16 protein-coding genes and 1 tRNA gene are annotated in these 19,751 nt (G+C 61.7%); 5 read left to right on the forward strand and 12 right to left on the reverse strand.

Annotation, left to right across the window (positions count from 1 at the left end):
• From ACN19L_RS09415 to ACN19L_RS09425, 3 genes are read right to left on the reverse strand one after another with little or no spacing between them, the layout of a single operon-like run.
• Positions 1–1,074, reverse strand: coding sequence for a hypothetical protein (locus ACN19L_RS09415; protein ID WP_426493226.1), 1,074 nt, complete (start codon positions 1,072–1,074; stop codon positions 1–3).
• 59 nt (positions 1,075–1,133) lie between these two features.
• Entirely contained in the window at positions 1,134–1,670 is a 537-nt protein-coding gene (locus ACN19L_RS09420; RefSeq protein WP_426493227.1) for a GNAT family N-acetyltransferase, read from the reverse strand.
• 47 nt (positions 1,671–1,717) lie between these two features.
• A complete protein-coding gene (locus ACN19L_RS09425) occupies positions 1,718–1,960 on the reverse strand; it encodes a hypothetical protein (RefSeq protein WP_426493228.1) in 243 nt (80 codons plus the stop codon).
• A 161-nt stretch (positions 1,961–2,121) separates the two neighbouring features.
• Here ACN19L_RS09425 and ACN19L_RS09430 point away from each other — a divergent pair.
• Positions 2,122–2,194, forward strand: a tRNA-Gly gene (locus ACN19L_RS09430).
• A gap of 46 nt (positions 2,195–2,240) precedes the next feature.
• Here ACN19L_RS09430 and ACN19L_RS09435 read toward each other — a convergent pair.
• Positions 2,241–2,873: a CatA-like O-acetyltransferase gene (locus tag ACN19L_RS09435; RefSeq protein WP_426493229.1), complete on the reverse strand. Its 633-nt coding sequence runs from the start codon at positions 2,871–2,873 to the stop codon at positions 2,241–2,243.
• 46 nt (positions 2,874–2,919) lie between these two features.
• Between ACN19L_RS09435 and ACN19L_RS09440 the strand changes: the two genes are divergently transcribed.
• Both ACN19L_RS09440 and ACN19L_RS09445 read left to right on the forward strand, forming a co-directional pair.
• Positions 2,920–3,624, forward strand: coding sequence for an HAD family hydrolase (locus tag ACN19L_RS09440; protein WP_426493230.1), 705 nt, complete (start codon positions 2,920–2,922; stop codon positions 3,622–3,624).
• A gap of 255 nt (positions 3,625–3,879) precedes the next feature.
• Positions 3,880–9,123, forward strand: coding sequence for a right-handed parallel beta-helix repeat-containing protein (locus ACN19L_RS09445; protein WP_426493231.1), 5,244 nt, complete (start codon positions 3,880–3,882; stop codon positions 9,121–9,123).
• Positions 9,124–9,387: 264 nt separating this feature from the next.
• Here the strand turns inward: ACN19L_RS09445 and ACN19L_RS09450 are convergent, their stop codons facing one another.
• The 5 genes from ACN19L_RS09450 to ACN19L_RS09470 all read right to left on the reverse strand — a co-directional run bounded on the left by ACN19L_RS09450 (position 9,388) and on the right by ACN19L_RS09470 (position 14,677).
• Positions 9,388–9,588, reverse strand: a complete 201-nt coding sequence (locus ACN19L_RS09450; RefSeq protein WP_426493232.1) for a hypothetical protein — start codon at positions 9,586–9,588, stop codon at positions 9,388–9,390.
• 182 nt (positions 9,589–9,770) lie between these two features.
• The gene (uvrB, locus tag ACN19L_RS09455) at positions 9,771–11,807 is read right to left on the reverse strand and encodes an excinuclease ABC subunit UvrB (RefSeq protein WP_426493233.1); all 2,037 of its coding nucleotides are present in this window, start codon (positions 11,805–11,807) and stop codon (positions 9,771–9,773) included.
• 201 nt (positions 11,808–12,008) lie between these two features.
• The gene (locus ACN19L_RS09460; RefSeq protein ID WP_426493234.1) at positions 12,009–12,344 is read right to left on the reverse strand and encodes a DUF6970 domain-containing protein; all 336 of its coding nucleotides are present in this window, start codon (positions 12,342–12,344) and stop codon (positions 12,009–12,011) included.
• Between the two features lie 52 nt (positions 12,345–12,396).
• Positions 12,397–14,007, reverse strand: coding sequence for a hypothetical protein (locus tag ACN19L_RS09465; protein WP_426493235.1), 1,611 nt, complete (start codon positions 14,005–14,007; stop codon positions 12,397–12,399).
• The gene (locus tag ACN19L_RS09470; RefSeq protein WP_426493236.1) at positions 13,988–14,677 is read right to left on the reverse strand and encodes an RNA polymerase sigma factor; all 690 of its coding nucleotides are present in this window, start codon (positions 14,675–14,677) and stop codon (positions 13,988–13,990) included. Before ACN19L_RS09470 ends, ACN19L_RS09465 begins: the two co-directional genes overlap by 20 nt.
• Before the next feature lie 362 nt (positions 14,678–15,039).
• Here ACN19L_RS09470 and wrbA point away from each other — a divergent pair, with 362 nt between their 5' ends.
• The gene (gene wrbA / locus ACN19L_RS09475; protein WP_426493237.1) at positions 15,040–15,654 is read left to right on the forward strand and encodes an NAD(P)H:quinone oxidoreductase; all 615 of its coding nucleotides are present in this window, start codon (positions 15,040–15,042) and stop codon (positions 15,652–15,654) included.
• A gap of 102 nt (positions 15,655–15,756) precedes the next feature.
• Here wrbA and ACN19L_RS09480 read toward each other — a convergent pair whose 3' ends face one another.
• The 3 genes from ACN19L_RS09480 to ACN19L_RS09490 all read right to left on the reverse strand — a co-directional run bounded on the left by ACN19L_RS09480 (position 15,757) and on the right by ACN19L_RS09490 (position 18,556).
• A complete protein-coding gene (locus tag ACN19L_RS09480) occupies positions 15,757–16,329 on the reverse strand; it encodes a hypothetical protein (protein ID WP_426493238.1) in 573 nt (190 codons plus the stop codon).
• A 46-nt stretch (positions 16,330–16,375) separates the two neighbouring features.
• Positions 16,376–17,116 carry a LytR/AlgR family response regulator transcription factor gene (locus tag ACN19L_RS09485; protein ID WP_426493239.1) on the reverse strand — a complete coding sequence of 247 codons (741 nt, stop codon included), beginning with the start codon at positions 17,114–17,116 and terminating at the stop codon, positions 16,376–16,378.
• A gap of 177 nt (positions 17,117–17,293) precedes the next feature.
• The gene (locus ACN19L_RS09490; RefSeq protein ID WP_426493240.1) at positions 17,294–18,556 is read right to left on the reverse strand and encodes a sensor histidine kinase; all 1,263 of its coding nucleotides are present in this window, start codon (positions 18,554–18,556) and stop codon (positions 17,294–17,296) included.
• 250 nt (positions 18,557–18,806) lie between these two features.
• On the opposite strand from ACN19L_RS09490, the gene ACN19L_RS09495 reads away from it, so the two are divergent.
• The gene (locus tag ACN19L_RS09495) at positions 18,807–19,742 is read left to right on the forward strand and encodes an ABC transporter ATP-binding protein (RefSeq protein WP_426493241.1); all 936 of its coding nucleotides are present in this window, start codon (positions 18,807–18,809) and stop codon (positions 19,740–19,742) included.
• The last annotated feature ends 9 nt before the right edge of the window (positions 19,743–19,751 follow it).

Genomic DNA, 19,751 nt, shown 5'->3' on the forward strand with positions numbered 1-19,751 from the left:
TCAGCGCCGTTGCACCCACTCCAGCATACCGGACCAGTAGCCGGCGGCCGGCTGGGGCCACTCCCACTGCCCATCGGCGCGGGTACGGCCGGGCTGCACAAAATCGGGGGTTACCTGGGGCACAATGCGCACCTGAGTAGCCGGACGGTAGCCCAGGGCCGCGCGCAGCCGACGAGTACTTTCGCGTGTCAGCACAGTGGTATCAAGGCCAGCATACAAGGCCAGCACCGGAATGCGCAGGCGGTTGAATATTGCGTACGGCTCCGCTTCGGTGCGGGTATCGGCCGGAGCGCCTTCCAGCACGGCAAACGCCGGCCGGGGCCGCTGCGCCGCCGCTGCCGCAAGCAGGCGGGTAATACTCCCCCGCCCCCAATAACCCACTTTGCCGGAATCCAGGGACGGGTGCCGCCGCAGCCGAGCCAGCACCGCCGCCACTGCTGGTCCACCCACCGAGTCGGGGCCGAGGCTTGCGGTGGGCAGCACCAGCGCGGCCACGCCGTGCCGGGCCAGATAACGGGCACGTTGCGCGGCGGCGCTGGCAGTGGCTGGGGAAGCCAGCAGTACCAGGGCCCGGTGCCGGGGCAGGGTGTCATCGGGGAGCAGGAGCCGTAACTCGCTGCTACCACCCAGCGCCTGCTCCCGGAAACCCAACGGGGCTGCTTGCCCACGCCGGACCCACACAAAATCAGCCTGCAGACTATCCCAGCTCAGCACGCCCCGCAGAAAATCGCCTTCCCGCACGGCCTGCACGCTTACGCTCCCAGCGCTTTCGGGCGAGGAAACCAGCCGGAGCTGCGGGGCCTGGTACAAAGCCTGCGAGGGTACGAACGTCAGTTCCGGCAGTTGCGGAAAGCTGATTTCGGCCTGAAGCTGGCCCGGTTGCGGCTCTCGTAATTCCAGCGCTACCCGCAACTCCGTGCCTTGGTAAGTGATGGGTCCCTCGTAGTGCCCGGTTGGCAGCGGCACGGCGGCTTTTTCAGCATCCGGATTGCTTGAGCACGCCACCGCGCCCAGGCCCACGCCAACAACGGCAACGCGCCAAGCCGCAGAGTAACGAGTCCGGGAAAAAGGCATATGCAACAGAGGCAGAGAGCTAGACTGACAAAGGCGGGCAACGAATATACAAGCGGCGCTTAAAGCCCCTTGCGCAAAATCAGGTCGTTCTGTACGTCCGTACCGATGGTGAAATGGTGCTCCCCGATTTGTTTGAAGCCGAACCGCTGGTAAAACGTGCGGGCCCGCTCATTCTTCTCCCACACGCCCAGCACCACCGCCCGGCAACCCTGCTGCCGGGCTTCCTCAATGGCCCGGCGCATCAGGGCGGCCCCCAGTCCCGTACCAATCCAGTCTTCGGCCACATACAAACGCTCAATTTCCAGCCGGTCTTCGGGAGTTTTAGTCGGGTCGAGCCCCAGGGTGGAATGGAGCTTCAGCTTCGCGTAGCCTACTACCTCCTGCACCATGTAGGCGACCAGAAAAACCGTATTGGGATCCTGCAGCTCCGCCAACTGAATAGCGGCCCCGAAAGTGGCCGCCTCGTAAGCGGCCATATCCTCGGGCTTGTTCTGGGCGGCGTACGTATCGTGAAACATACGCTGACCGATTTCGGCCAGCTGGGCAGCGGCGGCGGCGGTGCGCTTGGCCACCTGAATACGGAGTGGAAAAGACATACGGACGGATTGGGCCGTAAACCAACGGCCCGACAAAGGTACGGTCTTTAGTCCACCGTATCATTGCCGCGCCGCTCCCGCCAGCCGTAGCGCAGCATCAGCACCCCGCCAATTACCATCATCAGGTACAGCACCAGTTTAGTAGAGGTTACGGCATCGGCTCCCAGCCGCTGGTAGGCATCGTAGACCACATACAGCCGCAGGGCCACGCCCACCAGCAGCATAAAACCTGCAATCAGAAACAACAGGCCCACCAGGCGGCGGGTATTTGGTGGGAGTGGCCAAGCCATAAGTCAGCAAATGAAGAGTTGGGCGAATATCCGAGCTGGAAATATACAGTGCCAAACGCTCCCGGCTAGCCTAACGGCGTTCCGACGCCCCCGCGCCCGTCTTTCGATACGCAGGTGGTTGGATTTTGATTTTCTGCCCGTACTTTTGTTTCACTTCAGAAGCGGGAGTAGCTCAGTTGGTAGAGCATCAGCTTCCCAAGCTGAGGGTCGCGAGTTCGAGCCTCGTTTCCCGCTCATTCAGCAAACGGCCTGACACATTCCTTGTGTCAGGCCGTTGTGTTTATGGCCGGTTTAATGTCCGCTGCAATGTTTCTACAAACAGCCCTACGTGGTAGCCGTCGGCCAGGCCGTGGTGCACGTTAACGGCTACAGGCATGAGTTGACGGCCGTTTTCGGGGCGAATACGGCCCACCGAAATCTTGGGAATACTATCAGGATGGGAGAATGGGCGGGCGTGGGTGAGGCCGGTGAAGGACAGCCAGGGCATGGCCGAAAAATGAATAACGTCCGGCCGGGCCGTTTCGGGTCCCAGGCACAAGCCGGTGCTGGCTTGCACGGCGGTAATTTCAGCCTGTAAGCTCTGTCCGAAAGTAGCCAAATCGACATGATAGGGCACAAAACCGAAACCAAAGGTATGATCGGGCCGGCCCAGGGTGGGCGAGGCGTGAATCTGGTCGTAACAGACTACTTGACCCTCTTCGATACGGTAGCGCAGGTTCTCTACCTGATTGACGGCTTGAAGAGTGCAGTGCAGGTATAGTTGAAAAAACGAACAGCCCAGGTCCCGGGCGCGTTGCAAAGCCTGTGTGGCATCCACGTCCGTCACAACGCCCCAGAAAGGCTCCTCAAAGCCTGAAAAGAAGGCAAAATGCTCCCGCCGGTTCCACGTACTTAGGTCAATCAGCTGCTTCATGGGCTGCAAGTTCGGTAACTTCGCGCTACCAATTTCCCTTGCCGCCATGCCTGCACCCCGACTCATTGCCTTCGACGCCGACGATACCCTCTGGCCCAATCAACCCCACTTTGACCGGGCCGAGGAGCGCCTGTACGAGCTGCTGAGCCACTATGGCACCGCCGACGAGCTCAGCGGGCAGTTCTTTGAGGTGCAGCGCGAAAACATGCCCTTATTTGGCTACGGGGCCAAGTCGTTTATGCTATCCATGATTGAAACCGTTATCCGGCTCACCAACGGGCAGGTAAGTGGCCAGGAAATTCAGCACATCCTCGACCACGGCAAACGTCTGCTGGACTATCCAATTGAATTGCTGCCCCACGTACCGGAAGTGCTGGCCGCCGTGCAGGCCCAAGGAATACCGCTGATGCTGCTCACTAAAGGCGACCTGTTTGATCAGGAGAGCAAGCTGGCCCGCTCCGGCCTCGGCGACCTGTTCGAGCACGTTGAAATTGTAAGCGAGAAAAATGAGGCTACGTACCGCCGTCTGCTGGCCCGCTACGGCGTAGCTGCCGAGGAATTTGTTATGATTGGAAACTCGCTGAAATCGGACGTGCTGCCGGTGGCGCGCCTGGGCGGGCGGGCCGTGTATGTGCCCTACTACACCACCTGGGTAATGGAGCGGGTTTCGGAGGCCGATGTAGCAGGCGTGTCGTTCCAGGAAGTGGCTTCCCTGGCCGAGGTACCAGCGTGGCTGGCACAATTGGGGTAACAGCCCGGCCACTGACACTCCCGGGCCGGGCCGAGAAGGTTCTCTGATTGTGCGCCCTCCGGAGTATAGTCGGAGCAAGGCGAGAAACTGGCAGAACAAGCGTTGTATCCAGTTCAAGTCGGCTGCACTACATCCCACCAATCCACCACCAGCAAAAAGCCAATACAGCATTAGTATTATCCCATAGAAGGAAATAATTAATTCTACCTTTGCTATATAGTGCCAAACTACAGCAAGTCATTTAGTTAGTCCGGAATGAGAAACCTTTTATACTACGTAAGCGGCCTGGCCGCTTTTTTTGGGCTCCTGCCGCAGCACCCGTTGCGGGCCCAAACCATCAGCGGCACTGTGTTCGAGGATGTGAACTATGGAGGGGGGGCCGGCCGGCCGCTGGGCGGCACTGCCGGGGCGGTGGCAGTGGGGCGCATCGCAGGCACTACCACCGTTACGGCCGGAGCGCGGGTGGAACTCTATGACGCGGCAGGCAATTTTGTGGCTACCACTACCAGCAGCACGGCGGCCAGCCCGGCACTGGGCACCTACTCATTCAGCACCGGCCTCACGGCGGGAGCCACCTACACGGTGCGGGTAACCAGCGGGTCGGTTCGCTCGACGCGCACGGGCACCACCAGTGGCCTGCTGCCGGTACTCACCTACGTGAATGGGCAAACCGACCGGGTGGGCGGTCAGGATCCGGCCCGGGGCGACGCCACCAACGGCACCAGCGGCACCACCCTCACCAGCCTCGACGTGGCTACCAGCGGCGGCACCATTGGCACGCTGGCCCAGAACGTAGCAACCGTGACGGCCACCAGCGGCACCGTGAGCGGAGTTGATTTCGGCTTTAGCTTCGATGTAATAGTGAATACCAACGACGCCGGCCTGGGCTCGTTGCGGCAGTTCATAGCCAACGCCAACGCCCTTACGGGTGAGGCCAGCCTGGCACAGAGCGGCTTTTTCCGGGATGCCGTAGCAGGCAACGCGACGCCGAACACTGCTTTGCCGTCGGGTAAGGAAGTCAGTATTTTCATGATACCGGACGGGCTGGCGCACCCGGGCCTGCGGGCCGCCACGGCCGGGGGGCCGGCTTCCCAGCTGAGCAGCGGCGTGGCCGTTATAGCTCCGCTCACCGCGTATACCGTCACGGGTGCCAGCACCAACCTCGACGGCCGTACGCAGTCCTACAACGTGGGCAACACCAACGCGGCCGTGCTGGGCACGGGCGGCACGGTGGGCACCAGCGCCATCACCCTACCCCAGCTCGACGGCCCCGAAGTACAGCTGAGCGGTCCGCGCCTGAGCGGCAACGGGGTCACCATCAACCTGGGCCTGAGCCTGGGCGGTACCGGCAGCGGGGTGTTTGGCCTGGCGCTAACGGGCTTCAATGGCGGCGACTCGGATACGCAGGGTGCATTACGCCTAGCTAGTGGCAATACCCTCACGGCCAGCCAGAACGTGCTGGGGGCCACGGCTACAGGCTTCACCAGCCCCGGCACGGCAGTCCGCACCAGCGGCAGCAACCTCATTGTGGGGTCTACGGCCGGCGGGGGGGCCACGGCAGGCAGCCTCATCAGCCAAAACCTGATAGGGTTTACGGGGGCAACCGGCATCCGGCTGGTGGCCAGTACGGTAACCGACCTTACCATCAGCGGCAACGAAGTAACCGGCCACGACTTGGATAATTTGCTGGTACGTGGCACTATTATTACCATCAGCGGCAACCGAATTACGGCGGCCGGCAGTGGCTTCGGTATTGATATGCTCAACTCGAGCGGCAGCACCAGCATCCTCGACAATACCATCAACGGTAACTCTACCGTAGGTGCCAGCACCGAAAAAGGCGGGGTGCGGGTGTTTGGCTCCGGCAATGAGCTGCGCCGCAACCTCATCAGCAACAACGCCGGCTCGGGCGTGCTGGCTACGTACGCGACGGGAGCCCTGACTCAGAACTCCATCTTTAGCCAAAACAGCTTCGTGGGCAATGGCTTTCTGGGCATCGATTTGGTGAGCGGCCCGGCCACGGCCAGCACGGCCACGGCCCAGACCCAGGGCGTGACACCCTTCGTTTCGGTGAATGCCGACGGCAAAACCACCAGCAGCGGGGCCAACAGTCTGCTGAACTTCCCAGTGTTGGAATCGGCGACGGTGGTGGGCACGAATGTGGTAGTGCGCGGCTTTGCCCCGGCCGGGGCCACGGTGGAGGTGTACCTGGCCAGCCCCGGCGCGGCCAACGCCAGCACCACAGCCGGTATTGATACCCGCAATTTCGGGCAGGGCCAGACCTTCCTGTTCGGGGCCACTGAGGGCAGCGGCTCCGATGACGACGGGGGCACCGGCAGCTACTCAGCTCCATTCAATGGCTTCAACCAGGGCACCGAAACGGGGGCCAGCCGCTTTTCCTTCACAGTACCGCTGGCATCCTTGCCGGGCGGCGGTGCAAGCCTCGCGGCTGGCTCTTCGCTGCTCACAGCTACGGCCACGGTGGCGGGCACCGGCACCTCGGAGTTTGGGGGCAACGTGGTGCTGAACGCGCCGCCGGTAGCCAATAACGCCACCAACGTGCAGCTCTCCACCATCAGCGGCACGGTGGCCCTGAGCCCGGGCCTGTCGGGCACGGCATCGGGGCCCGGCAACGCGGTGGCTTCCTACACCATTCTGAGCCTGCCCAGCGGCGGTACCCTGAGCTATTTCGACGGCACCACGACCACGCCGGTAGCGGCCAACCAGGTAATTCTGGCAGCCAACATCGGGGGGCTGCGCTACACCCCGGCCGCCGGTACTGCGGGCTCATTCACGTTCCAGTTCAGCGTGACGGACCAATTCGGCACGGCCAGCACTCAGAACAGCACCGGCGGCACGCTGGCGGCGGGTCCGGCCACCTACACCCTGCCGGTGCGGGCCGCCGCCGACGTGGCCACCAGCATAACGCCCACGCCCGCCGGCTCGGTAAATGCCGGGGCCAGCCTGAGCTTCGCGGTGACGTTTACGAATGCCGGACCCGATGCGGCTACCGGCTACGCCCGTACGCTCACGCTCACGCCCGGCCTGGGCACGGGCAGCAACGTTACTATTACGGGCAGCGGCTTCACCGCCAGTTATAACAATACCAGCGGCGCGGTAACTTTTACCCCGAGTGCCACCACGCTGGCCAGCGGAGCCAACCTGAACGTGACGGTCAGCATTGCGGCCGTACCGGCGGCCCTGAGCAGCGTAACGGCCAACACCACTACCAGCACCACCGCCGACCAGGGCACCGACACCGGCCCCAACTCGGCCACGGCCACGGTAACCGTAACGCCCATTGCCGACGTGACGACGACCCTGACGGCTGCCGCGGGCCAAACCCAGTTTCTACCGGGCGGTACGGGCGTGGTAACGGTAAACTTCCGCAACGCCGGCCCCAGCTCCGCCGCCGACCCTACCCGCACCGTGACGGTACCGGCGGGCTTCACGGTGGTTTCGGCCCCCGGCAGCACATCGGTAGTCGGCAGCACCATCACCTACCCGGCGGCCAACCCGGTGGGCGTGAGCACCGCAGGTATCAACTATGAGATTACCCTGCAAGCCCCTACGCCCACTGCGCAAACCGACTATACACTCAGCAGCCAGGTTACTACCAGCACCAGCCAGGGCACCAACGCACTGGCCGACCAGGCCACGCTGAACCTGAACGTTATCGGGCCGAACCTGGGCTGCACGGCTTCGTTTTACCGGGTGCGCCAGCCCAACGGCTCCAACGCCTCGGTGCTGGAGCGGGTGGACCGCACCGGCTCGGGCTCTACCATTACCTACTCGGCTACGCCCATCTACACCGTCAACCGCAACGGGGATGTGGCCCTGAACGCGCTGTCGTACAACGCCGCCGACGGCTACCTCTATGCGGTAGTAATCGGCACCAACCGCCTCTACCGCCTGGGCCTGAACAGCTACCAGGACCTGGGGCCGGTAGCGGGCCTCACGTCCGTTAACTCGGCCAGCGCCGATGCGGCGGGTGTGCTTTACCTGGCCAACGACAATACTACTACCCTCTTCCGGCTGGTAGTAGCCACCCGCACCCTTACAACCGTTACCCTGCCCGCCTCGGTGCGCGTGGGCGACCTGGCTCTGAATCCGCTCGACGGGCTGATTTATGCTACCCGCTACTATAACTCGGCCGGCAACAACGGGCTGATTCGCATCAACCCCAGCACCGGCGCTACTTCCACGCTGGCCCCCAGCGGCACGCTCACCACCACGGGGCAGGACGTAGGGGCACTGTTTTTTGATGCGGCCGGCACCCTCTACGCCGCCACCAACCAGGGCACCCTGGTACTCTACAGCACCGCCGATGGCTCGGTAACCGACATTGGCGTGGTAGATGGGGCGGCCCAGGCCGACGGAGCCTCCTGCGCCAACCCGCCCCAGCGCCTTGATGTAGTGCGCACGGCTTCCCAGCCCATAGTGGTAGCACGCGGCAGCGCCAGCAGTCAGGTTATCATTGATGTGCCCTTTACGGTGCAGCTCCAGAACACAGGTCCGGTAGATGCCCCGGTGGTTCAAATCAACGACTTCCTGGCCCGGGTGTTTACGCAGGGCAGCCCCACGCTCAGCATTGCGGTAGCACCCAGCGTAACGGGTGGGGTGCTGGTGGCCAACACCGGCTTCACGGGCCAGAATGGCAATTCCAACCTGCTCACGGGCCAGGTGGCCCTGCCCAGCGGCGCCAGTGCCACCATCACTTACACCCTACGCCTCACCTACGCTACTATCGATGCTGTACCCCGCACGGTTATCAACACGCAGTCGTTAGCCAGCACGGTGGGCAGCAGCAGCAGCAACGCGGGCTATACCATTGTAAACAATGCCCTGGTACCCCCGGCCGTGGTGCTGGCCGTAGACCAGTCGACCAATTCGGCCAGTCTGCCGGCATCGGCCAACGCCGACCAGGCTTCGCCCACGCCCGTATCGTTTGCCGATACGCCGCTGCCCGTGACGCTGGTGAGCTTCCGCGCCACGGCTGCCGCGGCGGATGCGCTGCTGACCTGGGCCACGGCTGCCGAGCTGCGCAACGACCGGTTTGAAGTGGAGCGCTCCAACGACGGCCGCCGCTTCGAGCGGGTAGGCACCGTGGCCGGCCGCGGCACCACCAGCCAGGGCCAGACGTACAGCTTCCGCGACGCAGGGGTAGCCCGCCTGGGTCAGCAGTTCTACTACCGCCTCCGCCAGGTAGATACCGACGGTACCAGCAGCCTGAGCGGCGTGCAGGTGGTGACCTTCTCTGGTGGGGTTGCCTCGTTCAGCCTGGCCCCCAACCCCGCCACCGACCAGGTAACGCTCACCCTGAACACCCCAGCCCGCCTGTACACCGTTGTACTGCTTGATGTGCACGGGCGTGAGCTGCGGCAGTGGCAGCTTGGCGGCGGGCAGCAACACCCGCTGCCACTCAGCAGCCTGCCCACCGGCGTGTACCTGCTGCGCGTAGCCGGCCTGCCCGGCGTGCAGCGGCTGGTGAAGCTGTAAGCTGCCTTTTGGCTGCGCAAACAAAGCGCCCGGTTACTTCGGTAGCCGGGCGCTTTGTTTGTATCCGGACCTTTGCACAATGCTATCAACGCTCATTTTTGCAGTGTCGCGCAGTGTTTTGTAAGCCTACTGTACAAGTCCCGCTAGAGAGTGTTTCCAGCCGCTCGTAGCTGCCGGGCGGCAACGGCGCGGCCCCCAGCCCCGCGGCTACGAGCAGCAGATGTTAGCGGTAATGTTGAATGATTCCAGCAGGGGCTCACTCTCCTATTCGTACAGCTCAATGGCTTTATCGGAGCGGCATAAGGCCTGCTCAATGGCTTCCGTCAGACCCACCTCCACCATCGACGCGCCACACTCCTGCAGCCAGCCGTGCTCCTCTGCGTACAGTACCTGCACGAAGTAGCCATCCGGGTCGTGCACGGTCAGCAGTTCGGCCGCACCGGCAGGCAGCGGAGCAGCCGTCATGGGGCAAAAAAGGTTTGTGCCAAAGCAAACAGGCAGGCAGCGCGGCGGAATACCGGTTCGGTGAGCAGTCCGCAAAAACAAAAAACTGCCCGGCTTCCGTAGCGGGCGGAAACCGGGCAGGTGGGTTGTATCAATCTGGTCATCAACCAAGCTTTCTAGCACTGGCTCATACCCCAAACTACTTACTCTCGCTTGGTTTTCAGCACTTGCTTCAAGGCAGCCAGCTCGTCGCGAAGCTTGGCGGCAGTGAGGAAGTCCAGGTCCTTGGCAGCGGCTTCCATCTGCTTTTCGGTTTGCTTGATGAGCTTCTCCAGCTCCGGTCGGGCCATAACGGACACCACCGGCTCGGCGGCAATGGCCAGGGTCACATCGGCATCGGGGCCGGCGTAGGCCGTGCCTTCCTGAATGCGGTAATCCGATAGGGAGGTTTGTTCCATGATGGCCTCCCGCGACTTGCGCACGGTGCGCGGCGTGATGCCGTGGGCCTCGTTGTAAGCCATCTGGGTAGCGCGGCGGCGGTTGGTTTCGTCGATGGCGCGCTGCATGGAGCCGGTGATGCGGTCGGCGTACATAATCACCTTGCCTCGGTCGTTACGAGCGGCGCGGCCCATCGTCTGGATCAGGCTGCGCTGGTCACGCAGGAAGCCTTCCTTATCGGCATCCAGAATGGCTACCAATGAAACTTCGGGCAGGTCAAGGCCTTCGCGCAGCAGGTTCACACCGATGAGCACGTCAATCTCGCCCAGGCGCAGTTGCCGCAGAATCTCCACCCGGTCCAGGGTTTTCACGTCGGAGTGTACATACTGGGATTTGATGCCCAGGCGCTCCATGTATTTCTGCAGCTCCTCGGCCATGCGCTTGGTGAGGGTGGTCACCAGCACCCGGTCGCCCATTTTCACGCGGTTGTCCACCTCGTCCAGCAGGTCGTCAATCTGGTTGCCGCTGGGGCGCAGGTCAATTTCGGGGTCGAGCAGGCCCGTGGGGCGGATAATCTGCTCCACGATGATGCCGTTGCTTTGCGTCAGCTCATAGTCAGCGGGTGTGGCCGAGACGTACACGGCCTGCCGCACCATGCCCTCAAACTCGTTGAAGGTGAGCGGGCGGTTATCGAAGGCCGAGGGCAGGCGGAAGCCGTACTCAATGAGGGCCGTTTTGCGGCTCCGGTCGCCGCCCCACATGGCCCGGATCTGGGGCATGGTGGCGTGGCTTTCGTCCACTACCAGCAGGTAATCATCGGGGAAGTAATCGAGTAAACAGAAGGGGCGGCTGCCGGGCTGGCGGCCATCGAAGTAGCGCGAGTAGTTCTCAATGCCGGAGCAGTACCCCAGCTCCCGAATCATCTCCAGGTCAAACTCCGTGCGCTCCATGATGCGCTTAGCTTCCTGGTCGCGACCCTCCTTCTCAAAGTAGGCGTGCTGCTGCACCAGATCAAACTGGATTTCCCGAATGGCCTGGTTGAGCGTATCCTTGCCCGTCACGAACAGCTGGGCCGGGTACAGCGTAATGGATTTTTCGTCGGCCAGCTTCTTCCCGCTTTGCGGGTCAATCTTGTGAATGGCTTCAATCTCGTCGCCGAAGAAGAAGATGCGGTAGGCGTGGTCGGCGTAGGCGGGGAATACGTCCACGGTGTCGCCCTTCACCCGGAACGTACCGCGGGTGAACTCCATTTCGGTGCGCGAGTACAGAATCTGCACGAACTGGTAGAGCAGGTTATTGCGCGAGTACCGCAGGCCGGGCGCCAGGTAAATCACGTTTTTGCCGAACTCTTCGGGGTTACCAATACCATAAATGCACGACACCGACGCCACCACAATCACGTCGCGCCGGCCACTCAGCAGCGTGGAGGTTGTGTGCAGCCGCAGCTTCTCAATTTCCTGGTTAATGGCCAGGTCCTTCTCGATGAAAACATCGGTGGAGGCAATGTAGGCCTCGGGCTGGTAGTAGTCGTAGTAGCTGATGTAGTACTCGACGGCGTTGTTGGGGAAGAACTGCTTGAACTCGCCGTAGAGCTGGGCCGCCAGGGTTTTGTTGTGGCAGAGCACTAGGGCCGGCTTGCCGGTTTCAGCAATAACGTTGGCCATGGTGAAGGTTTTGCCCGTGCCCGTGGCCCCCAGCAGCACCTGGGCCGGCTCGCCATTGTTCACGCCTTCCACCAGTTGCTTAATGGCCTGGGGCTGGTCGCCGGTGGGTTTGAATTCTGAGGTGAGTTGATACTTCATGCAGGGGAAAGATAGGGCCGAAACGGTAGCCTATCATAACTGCATTCGGGGGCCGTTGGTTCGGGCGGCGCTGGATTGGTGTTGGTCCCCGCAGAGGACGCAGAAGGATGCGTAGAAGGCGTAGAGCTGTCGAGGCAGCAAAACGGCCCGCCTCCGGGCAGAGGCGGGCCGTTGGAGCGGCAGACTCACTCACTCTCACCCCTACCGCGGGTCGCGCCAGAGGAGCTGGGGGTTGGTGGCGGTGGCGGCAAAATCGGGGCAGCGGCCGTCGCCTGCGTTGCCGGGACCCACGGCGGCCGAGCAAATCACCCGGCCGCAGCCGTCAAACACGTAGCTGGTGCTGCTGCCCCCGGTTACGAGGTACACCGTGCGGTTCTGGTAGATGTACTGAGTTACTTCGGCGGCGGGGGTTTGTTTGGGCTTCTGTCGAAGCTGCTCAATAAGCGTAACCGAAAAGTCGCCGGCGCAGGTAGGCTCGGCCGCATCGTTGGTAGAGGAGCACGAAGTGACTCCCCCCAGCAGGAGGAGCCACAGCAAACAGGAAACGAATAAGCGGTTCATACGGTGGGGCGACCTTACGTCGCAGCTACTATTGCACGCCGGGCATGGGCTTGGGTGCCCCAAATTCCACGCTGGCTTCCAGGCCCAGACTGTAGGGCCGGCTTTGGTTGATGGCGCGCTGATTGGGATTAGCGTTAAGCGTGGTGAAGTACGCTTCAGCCGTTGGTCCTACGTTCAGGCTCCAGTTAGCCGAAGCTGGCTGGTACCGAACCCCGGCTCCACTCCGCCCCGATACCAACACTTGCCGGTAGGGCGACTCGGCAGATTTATAGGTGTAGCTGCGGGTAGCTCCGGGGGAGCCTTCCAGCTCAGAGCGGCTACTGAGCAACACGCTCACGGCTGCTCCAACTTTGGCGTACAACGACAAGCCAGCCTTATTGGAGCCGTACCGCACCCCCACCGGCACGGCAGCCGTGCGGTACCGGTACGAGGTGGTGCGAGGCTGGGGCGGAGCGGGGCTATAGGCAGCCGGGCGGCTAAAAATATCAGCGGCCTGGGGGCCCACCTGCTTGCCATCAATAAAGCCGTAGGTGGTGGCCGAGGTGGCGCGCAGCTCGGCGGCTTCGGCTGCGGCCGTCAGTGTCCAGTGCCTGTTGAGGGCGAAAGAGGCAGTAAGAGCCACCCGTTGAGCCAGCCCGCTACGCAGGTTGCGGCGGTACTCATCCTCCGCTTCCTCCTGGTAGTAGGAGCGCAAAGCGTTGGATACCGGGTCGGCTTTCACGCGGCCATCGGTGCGGGAGAAGTTGATGTTGGGGTTAAAGGTACCCACGGCGTAGCCGCCACCCAGGCGCAGGCGCTTCCACAGCTTGGGGGTTTCTTTCTGCTCCTGCTCCGGGGCAGCGGCGGCCAGGGCTTCCGTAACGGCGGGCTGGGGCACGGCCTGCAGCGCGGGCTTCAGCGTATCAGGCCGGCCCAGACCTAACAGTCGGCGCAGATACGCCGCCCGCGGAGCCAGTAGCCCGGCTTCCGACAGAGCGTACGGATCCAGAGCGGAAGTGCCAGTGCCAGCAGCAGTCAGCCGGATGCCGGCCGAGCCGTTGGTATATTGGCTGCCAGCGTAGCTGGCTTCCGTGTAGCCATACCCAAAACGGCTTTCCTGAGTAGCTATGGCCTGTCCCGCATTATAGGCCCCATAGTAGCCTCCGGCAACTGCACGGGAACCGGGGTTGCCGACCTGCGGTGCACTGCTGCTGCTACCGGCCAAGGCTAGCAGCTCCTGCGTTACGGAGGTACCGGCCGCAGCGGACGCAGCATCAGTAGTACCTGGGGCGGTGGTAGTGGCAGCCGTAGCAGACAGTTGCCCGGCGGCGTCAGCAGCACCCAGCTGCGCCGCAAAATCCGGAGCAGAGCCTAAGGGTTGCGTGCTGAGGTAAGCCCAGCTGCCGAAACCCAGGGCCAGCAGTAGGCAAGCGGCGGCCACCCAGCGGTGCAGCACCAGCCGGCGGCGGTAGGCCGTATTCTCCTGCACCACCTGCTCGTGCTGCTGCACTACCAGTTCATGGTCGAGCTGGTCCCAGAAGCTGGCGCGCGGGGTTACCTCCGCCTCAGCAAACTTTTGCTGAAACAGGTATTCCAGGTCGCCGGTGGGGCGGGGGTCCGGCTGGTTGGGAGTAGTATCGTTAGGAGCGGAAGCTGCCATGGGAGCGGTGAGCGTCGAGGCGCTCGACTTTACTTTTTAAAATTGCCCGGGCCCGGGAGTACTGTGATTTGCTGGTGCCTTCGGAAATGCCCAGCATGTCGCCGATTTCCTTGTGCCCGTAGCCTTCGATGGCAAACAGGTTGAACACCATGCGGTAGCGGGGGGCCAGTTCCTGAATCAGGTTCAGCAGCTCCTCGAAGTTGTAGTTGGAGAGGGTGAACTCCTCCCCGGCCAGGTCTTCGGGGTATTCGCCCCCGTCGCTGACGGCTACCAGCGGGGCGTTGCGGCGGTGCTGGCGGAGGGCGGCGTTTACCATGATCCGGCGAATCCAGAACTCCAGCGGACATTCCCGGCGGAAGCTGCCCAGGTTTTTGAACACCGTCAGGAAGCCTTCCTGCAACACATCCTCGGCCTCAAAAGTGGTTTGAGCGTAACGCAGGCATACGGCCATCATGCGGCTGGCAAACCGTTCGTAGAGGTATTTCTGCATCAGACGACTGCCGGCCAGGCAACCATCAAGCAGCTCATTGTCGGAGAGCTGGGAAGGCGGGGTAAGGGTGCGCACGGGAGCGGATACGGACGACGATAAGGACTCCTGCGGACGCGCGGCCGCACCGGGGAGCAGGCTGCGCAGTCCGCCGCCGGCCAACGAAGCCGACAGGGCGCTCATCGACGGTTCCGGCCCGGGCGGGGGTCGGCATTTAGGGGCTCACCTGCGGCTACTTCTTTCAGAAGGCTACTACCGCTTAAGTACGAATGCTGCATACGCTGCAAAGCTCGGATAAACTAATTCGGTGGTGCGGGCGTGCCTGCTACCAGCCATACAGCCACAAGAGGACAGCACCGCCACCGAAGGTTGCATCGGATATATCGTTTTCCACCAGCTACAAGGTAAGTATTTCAACGGCAGATTTTTAGCCTTACACAATTTCGGCATTCGTAACCCCTGCCCCGTTTTACCGTGTAGTTACACCGGTTGCCCTGATCAGCGCCTGGGCTCACATGCATACTCCTACCCCAACTGCTTATCCCATGAAAACACTTGTGCTGTTTTACTCCACGTATGGTCACGTGTACAAGCTGGCCGAAGCCGTGGCCGAAGGTGCCCGCCAGGTAGCCGACAACGAAGTAGTCATCAAGAAAGTACCGGAAACCCTGCCCGCCGAGCTACTCGAAAAAATCGGGGCTACGCAGGCTCAGAAGGCATTTGAGCACATTCCGGTGGCCAAGCCTGAGGAGTTGGATCAGTACGATGCCATCATCATCGGTACGCCCACCCGCTACGGCAACGTGTGCAGCCAGATTCAGGCTTTCCTGGATGGTACGGGGGCGCTATGGGCGCAGGGCAAGCTGGTAGGCAAAGTGGGCGGGGGCTTTGTAAGCACCGCCACCCAGCACGGTGGCCAGGAAGTAACCCTGCGCAGCCTGCACACCGAAATGCTGCACCACGGCCTCGTAATTGTGGGCCTGCCCTACGCCTGGCAGGGCCAGATGGGCCACGCTGAAGTAACCGGCGGCACGCCCTACGGCGCCAGCACCGTGGCCGGCGGCCAGGGCGAGCGGCAGCCCAGCGACAATGAGTTGGAAGGTGCCCGTTTCCAGGGCCGCCACACCGCCGAAATTGCCAAGAAGCTGGCGGCGAAGTAATAGAGCTAAAGAGAAAAGGTAAAAGCGCTTATGAAACCTGACTTGAGGTTTCATAAGCGCTTTTACCTTTTTTATGCACAGCAGTTTTATAATAGGTCTATTCTACAGCTCGAACCTGTATTTTCTTTTACCACAAGTCATAGTAATTACTTGATGTTTATTATTCAATAGTAACCTAGTCTTATCAGGCATGAAGCCTATTATCATATCCGATTCATTATAAAAATTATTTCTATCTACAGCATATTTGTAATGCCCTTGAAGTAATCTAAAGGATGCTCTGTCAGCTTTAGTCATTTTTATACATAACATGCCCCCGCTTGTTGGTCGGTAGTAATATACAGCATGTTTATCCCTCGCATACCAGCCATTAAGTTGCTCGAAAGTTATTGGATCTATATCCTGTGGCAGATTGCCGTTAAAGTAGATTACTTCTACTATTCCATTGTTTCCATTCGACTCACGATCAGCTATAGTTTTTTCAAATAGATGGCCATCTTCACTCCTATAGAATTGATTATTTATATGCACTAACGAAGCACTATCCTCCAGCTCAAACTGTACCACATAGCCTTTTTTATGCTTTTTATATTTTAAGATATCCTCATGCCGTTGCTCATTACAAGCCAGCAAATACAACGCAACACCAATACACAAAAAATATACAATCCGCATACTACCTTAACTTCCAATTAACGTAGCTGATTCATATAGACATCTATCACAGCAGATTATACGCTTTGATGAGGGCGTTGAACGAGTCCCGGTAGGTGTCGCCGATGGGGAGGAGGCGGCCGGCTACCTGCACCTTGCCGCGCTCCACGTGCTCAATGCGGCTTAGGGCCACCAGAAACGACTTGTGGATGCGGGCAAACCGCTCGGGGGGCAGCACCTCCTCCACCCGCCGGAACGACTGGAGCGTAAGCACCTTGCCAGTGGTGGTGTAAATCATCAGGTACTCCTTCATCCCCTCGATGTAGAGAATATCATCAAAGGCGACGCGCTGGAGGCGGTGGTCGTTTTTCACAAACATGGCATCGGGCGCGGTGGGCGTGGCCTCGGAATGAGCAGGCGTTGCGGCCGGCGTAACCGGGGCAGCGGCGGCGGGCGGCAGCTGCTGGCGCACCTTCTGCACCGTCTGCACAAACCGCTCGAAGGCAATGGGCTTGAGCAGATAGTCAGCGGCGTTTAGCTCGTAGCTGCGCACGGCGTACTGGTCGTAGGCGGTGGTGAAGACGATGCGGGGGCCGGGCTGGGGCAGCAGCTGGGCCAGCTGTACGCCGGTGAGCCGGGGCATGTGAATATCCAGAAACACTACGTCCACGGGGTTATCCTGGAGGTAGGCCAGGCCCTGGAGCGCATCATCGAACTGGGCTTTCAGCTCCAGGCCGGGCACTTGGGCGCAGTAATCGGCCAGCAGGTCCAGGGCCAGGGGCTCATCATCGAGGATAACGCAGGTCATCTTTATCAGGGTATGAGGGTAGGAAGGTAGGAGTTTAGGATGATATAGTGGGAAAGATATATCGTCGCGTTGGATGCAGCATAGTAAGGCAGATTAGCGGAGGCCGGCTGACGGTCAACGGATAGCGTTCAAACAACTACCCCCGACCCCTACCCGCTTACCCCAAACCCTCCTACCCTACTGCAGCAGCACCAGCGTAACGAGGTGCTGGCCGGGGGGCGTTTGCACATCGAGGGCGTAGCGGCCGGGGTAGAGCAGCTCCAGGCGGCGGTGCAGGTTTACGAGGCCCACGCCGCCGGGCTGCCTGGGCAGTTCCCGCTCAGCATCGGCGGGGGCCACATGGTTGAGCACCGTAAAGCGCAGTAGCCCATCGGAAGCCAGCCGCAGCGAAACGTGTACGGCCACGGGCCGGGCCGTTAGGTCGCCGTGTTTGAAGGCGTTTTCCACCAGCGGCAGCAGCAGCAACGGCGCAATGGGGTGGGCACAATCGGGGGAGGTACCTTCTATATCAAACTGAATAGCATCCTGGGCCGAGGCCGACAGCCGCAGCCGCTGTAAATCCAGGAAGCTGCGCAAATGGTCAATTTCCCGGCTCAGCGGCACAGTATCGGTGCTGCTTTCATAGAGCAGGTAGCGCATAATTTCGGCCAGGCGCAGCACGGCTTCGGGGGCTTTGTCGGACTTGCGGCTGGTGAGCGAGTAGATGTTGTTGAGCGTGTTGAACAGGAAGTGCGGGTTGATCTGGGTTTTGAGCATGGCCAGCTCCGTGAGCAGCTGCTGGCGCTCCATCTCGCGGCGGTTGCGCTGGCCCCGCACGTAGTCTCCGGTGATGCGCAGGGCCGAGCTGCTGCCGATGATGAACACGCCCACAATGGCCGAGCTGAAGATGCGGGCCCACACCTCCGTGGTATCAGCCGTAGGCTTTCGGCCCTGTACAATGGTGGTTACCTGCCGGCCGTTGGTGCCCACCGGACGCGTAACGCGGTAGGCCGAAATCTGCACCCCTTTGCGGGAGGTCTGGGCCGTAAGCCAGCCAATGGCTAAGGCGTAAGGCAGCACCAGCAGGGCCGTAAGCAGGCCGTATTGCAGCACCCGGGCCCGGCCCAGGGTGCGGGGCACCAGCCAGCGCCAGGTGAGGTAGAACAAGGTAGCCGCGCAGATATCCTCTACCACCAGCCGCCCTACCATGGGCCACAGCGGCTGCCACTCGGCCAGGGTAGCCGGAAAGCGCGGCAGCACATTGATGACGCTACCCAGCTTGAGCCCATCCAGCAGCACCAGCACCACCCACAACACCACGTGAATCCAGCGGGGCACGCGCAGCTTTTCCTGAGCTGCCGACCAGGTATCGGGGCGGAGCCAGGCGCGCAGGCGCTTACGCCAGCTTGAGCGGAAACCCACAGCCTCCTTGCCCGAGGACGCTCTCAGGGGAGCGGACAAAACTTCCATCATCGAAAATAGTATGCTGCCGCCCCATTTTAGGCTTTTTTTCAATCAACCCGCCTATTCCTACCGCCAACGCCGGGGCCGGCCGCCTTAACCTGTACCGACACCAGACAGAGGGCTGACCATGGGGTTTGGTCGGGAAAAATCGTCGTTTCGGGGCCGGGGCGGTGGGTTGGTTGAATAGGAGGGAGAAGATATACAGGGGCGGCTAGGTTTGCTGCCGTTCTCTCTGTCTTTCTGCGCTATGAAATCAACCTCTCCCCTGCTGCTGGAAACCCGCAGCCTGCATTTCCGTTTCGGCCAGCGGCCTATTCTGCACGATGTGAACCTGCAGGTGGAGCCGGGCAGCCTCTACGGTTTTCTGGGGCCAAACGGGGCCGGCAAAAGCACCACCATGCGGCTGCTGCTGGGCCTGCTGCGGCCCGCCAGTGGTTCGGTACACCTGTTTGGCCACGATTTGGCCCAGCACCGGGTGGCGCTGCTGGACCGGGTGGGTGCCCTCATCGAAAACCCTTCGCTCTACGACCACCTCTCGGGCCGCGAAAACGTGGAAGCCACCCGCCGCCTCCGGGGCGTGGCCGCCAGCCGCACGGCCGAGGTGCTGGAGCTGGTGGGCCTCACCGATAACGCCCACCGCCCCGCCAAGGAGTACTCCCTGGGCATGCGGCAGCGCCTGGGCCTGGCCATTGCCCTACTCTCCGACCCCGACCTGCTGCTCCTGGATGAGCCCACCAACGGCCTCGACCCCAACGGCATTATTGAAATGCGGGAGCTGCTGCAGGGCCTATGCAAGCAGCACGGCAAAACCATTGTGGTCAGCAGCCACCTCATCAGCGAGATTGAGAAAATGGCCACCCACGTGGGCGTGATTCAGCAGGGCCGGCTGGTGTTCCAGGGCAGCCTGCCCGATTTGCGCCGCCTGCAAACCGGCCGCGCCCGCCTGGTAATTGAAACCCAGGACGCGGAAACATGCCGCAATCTGCTGCCCCGCCTGCTGGCCGGGGCTACGGTAGCGGGTCCCGGCACGCTGTGGCTGCCCTGGCTCAGCCAGGAGCACACGGCCGCCCTGGCCGTAGAGCTGGTAGCCGCCGAGCAGCCGTTGTACGGCCTGCGCCTGGAGCAGCCCACGCTGGAAGACACCTTCCTCCACCTCACCGAAACCCGCGTGGCGGCTGTGTAACCTGCTTTT

The organism is Hymenobacter sp. 102, from assembly GCF_049949205.1.
GTDB lineage: Bacteria > Bacteroidota > Bacteroidia > Cytophagales > Hymenobacteraceae > Hymenobacter.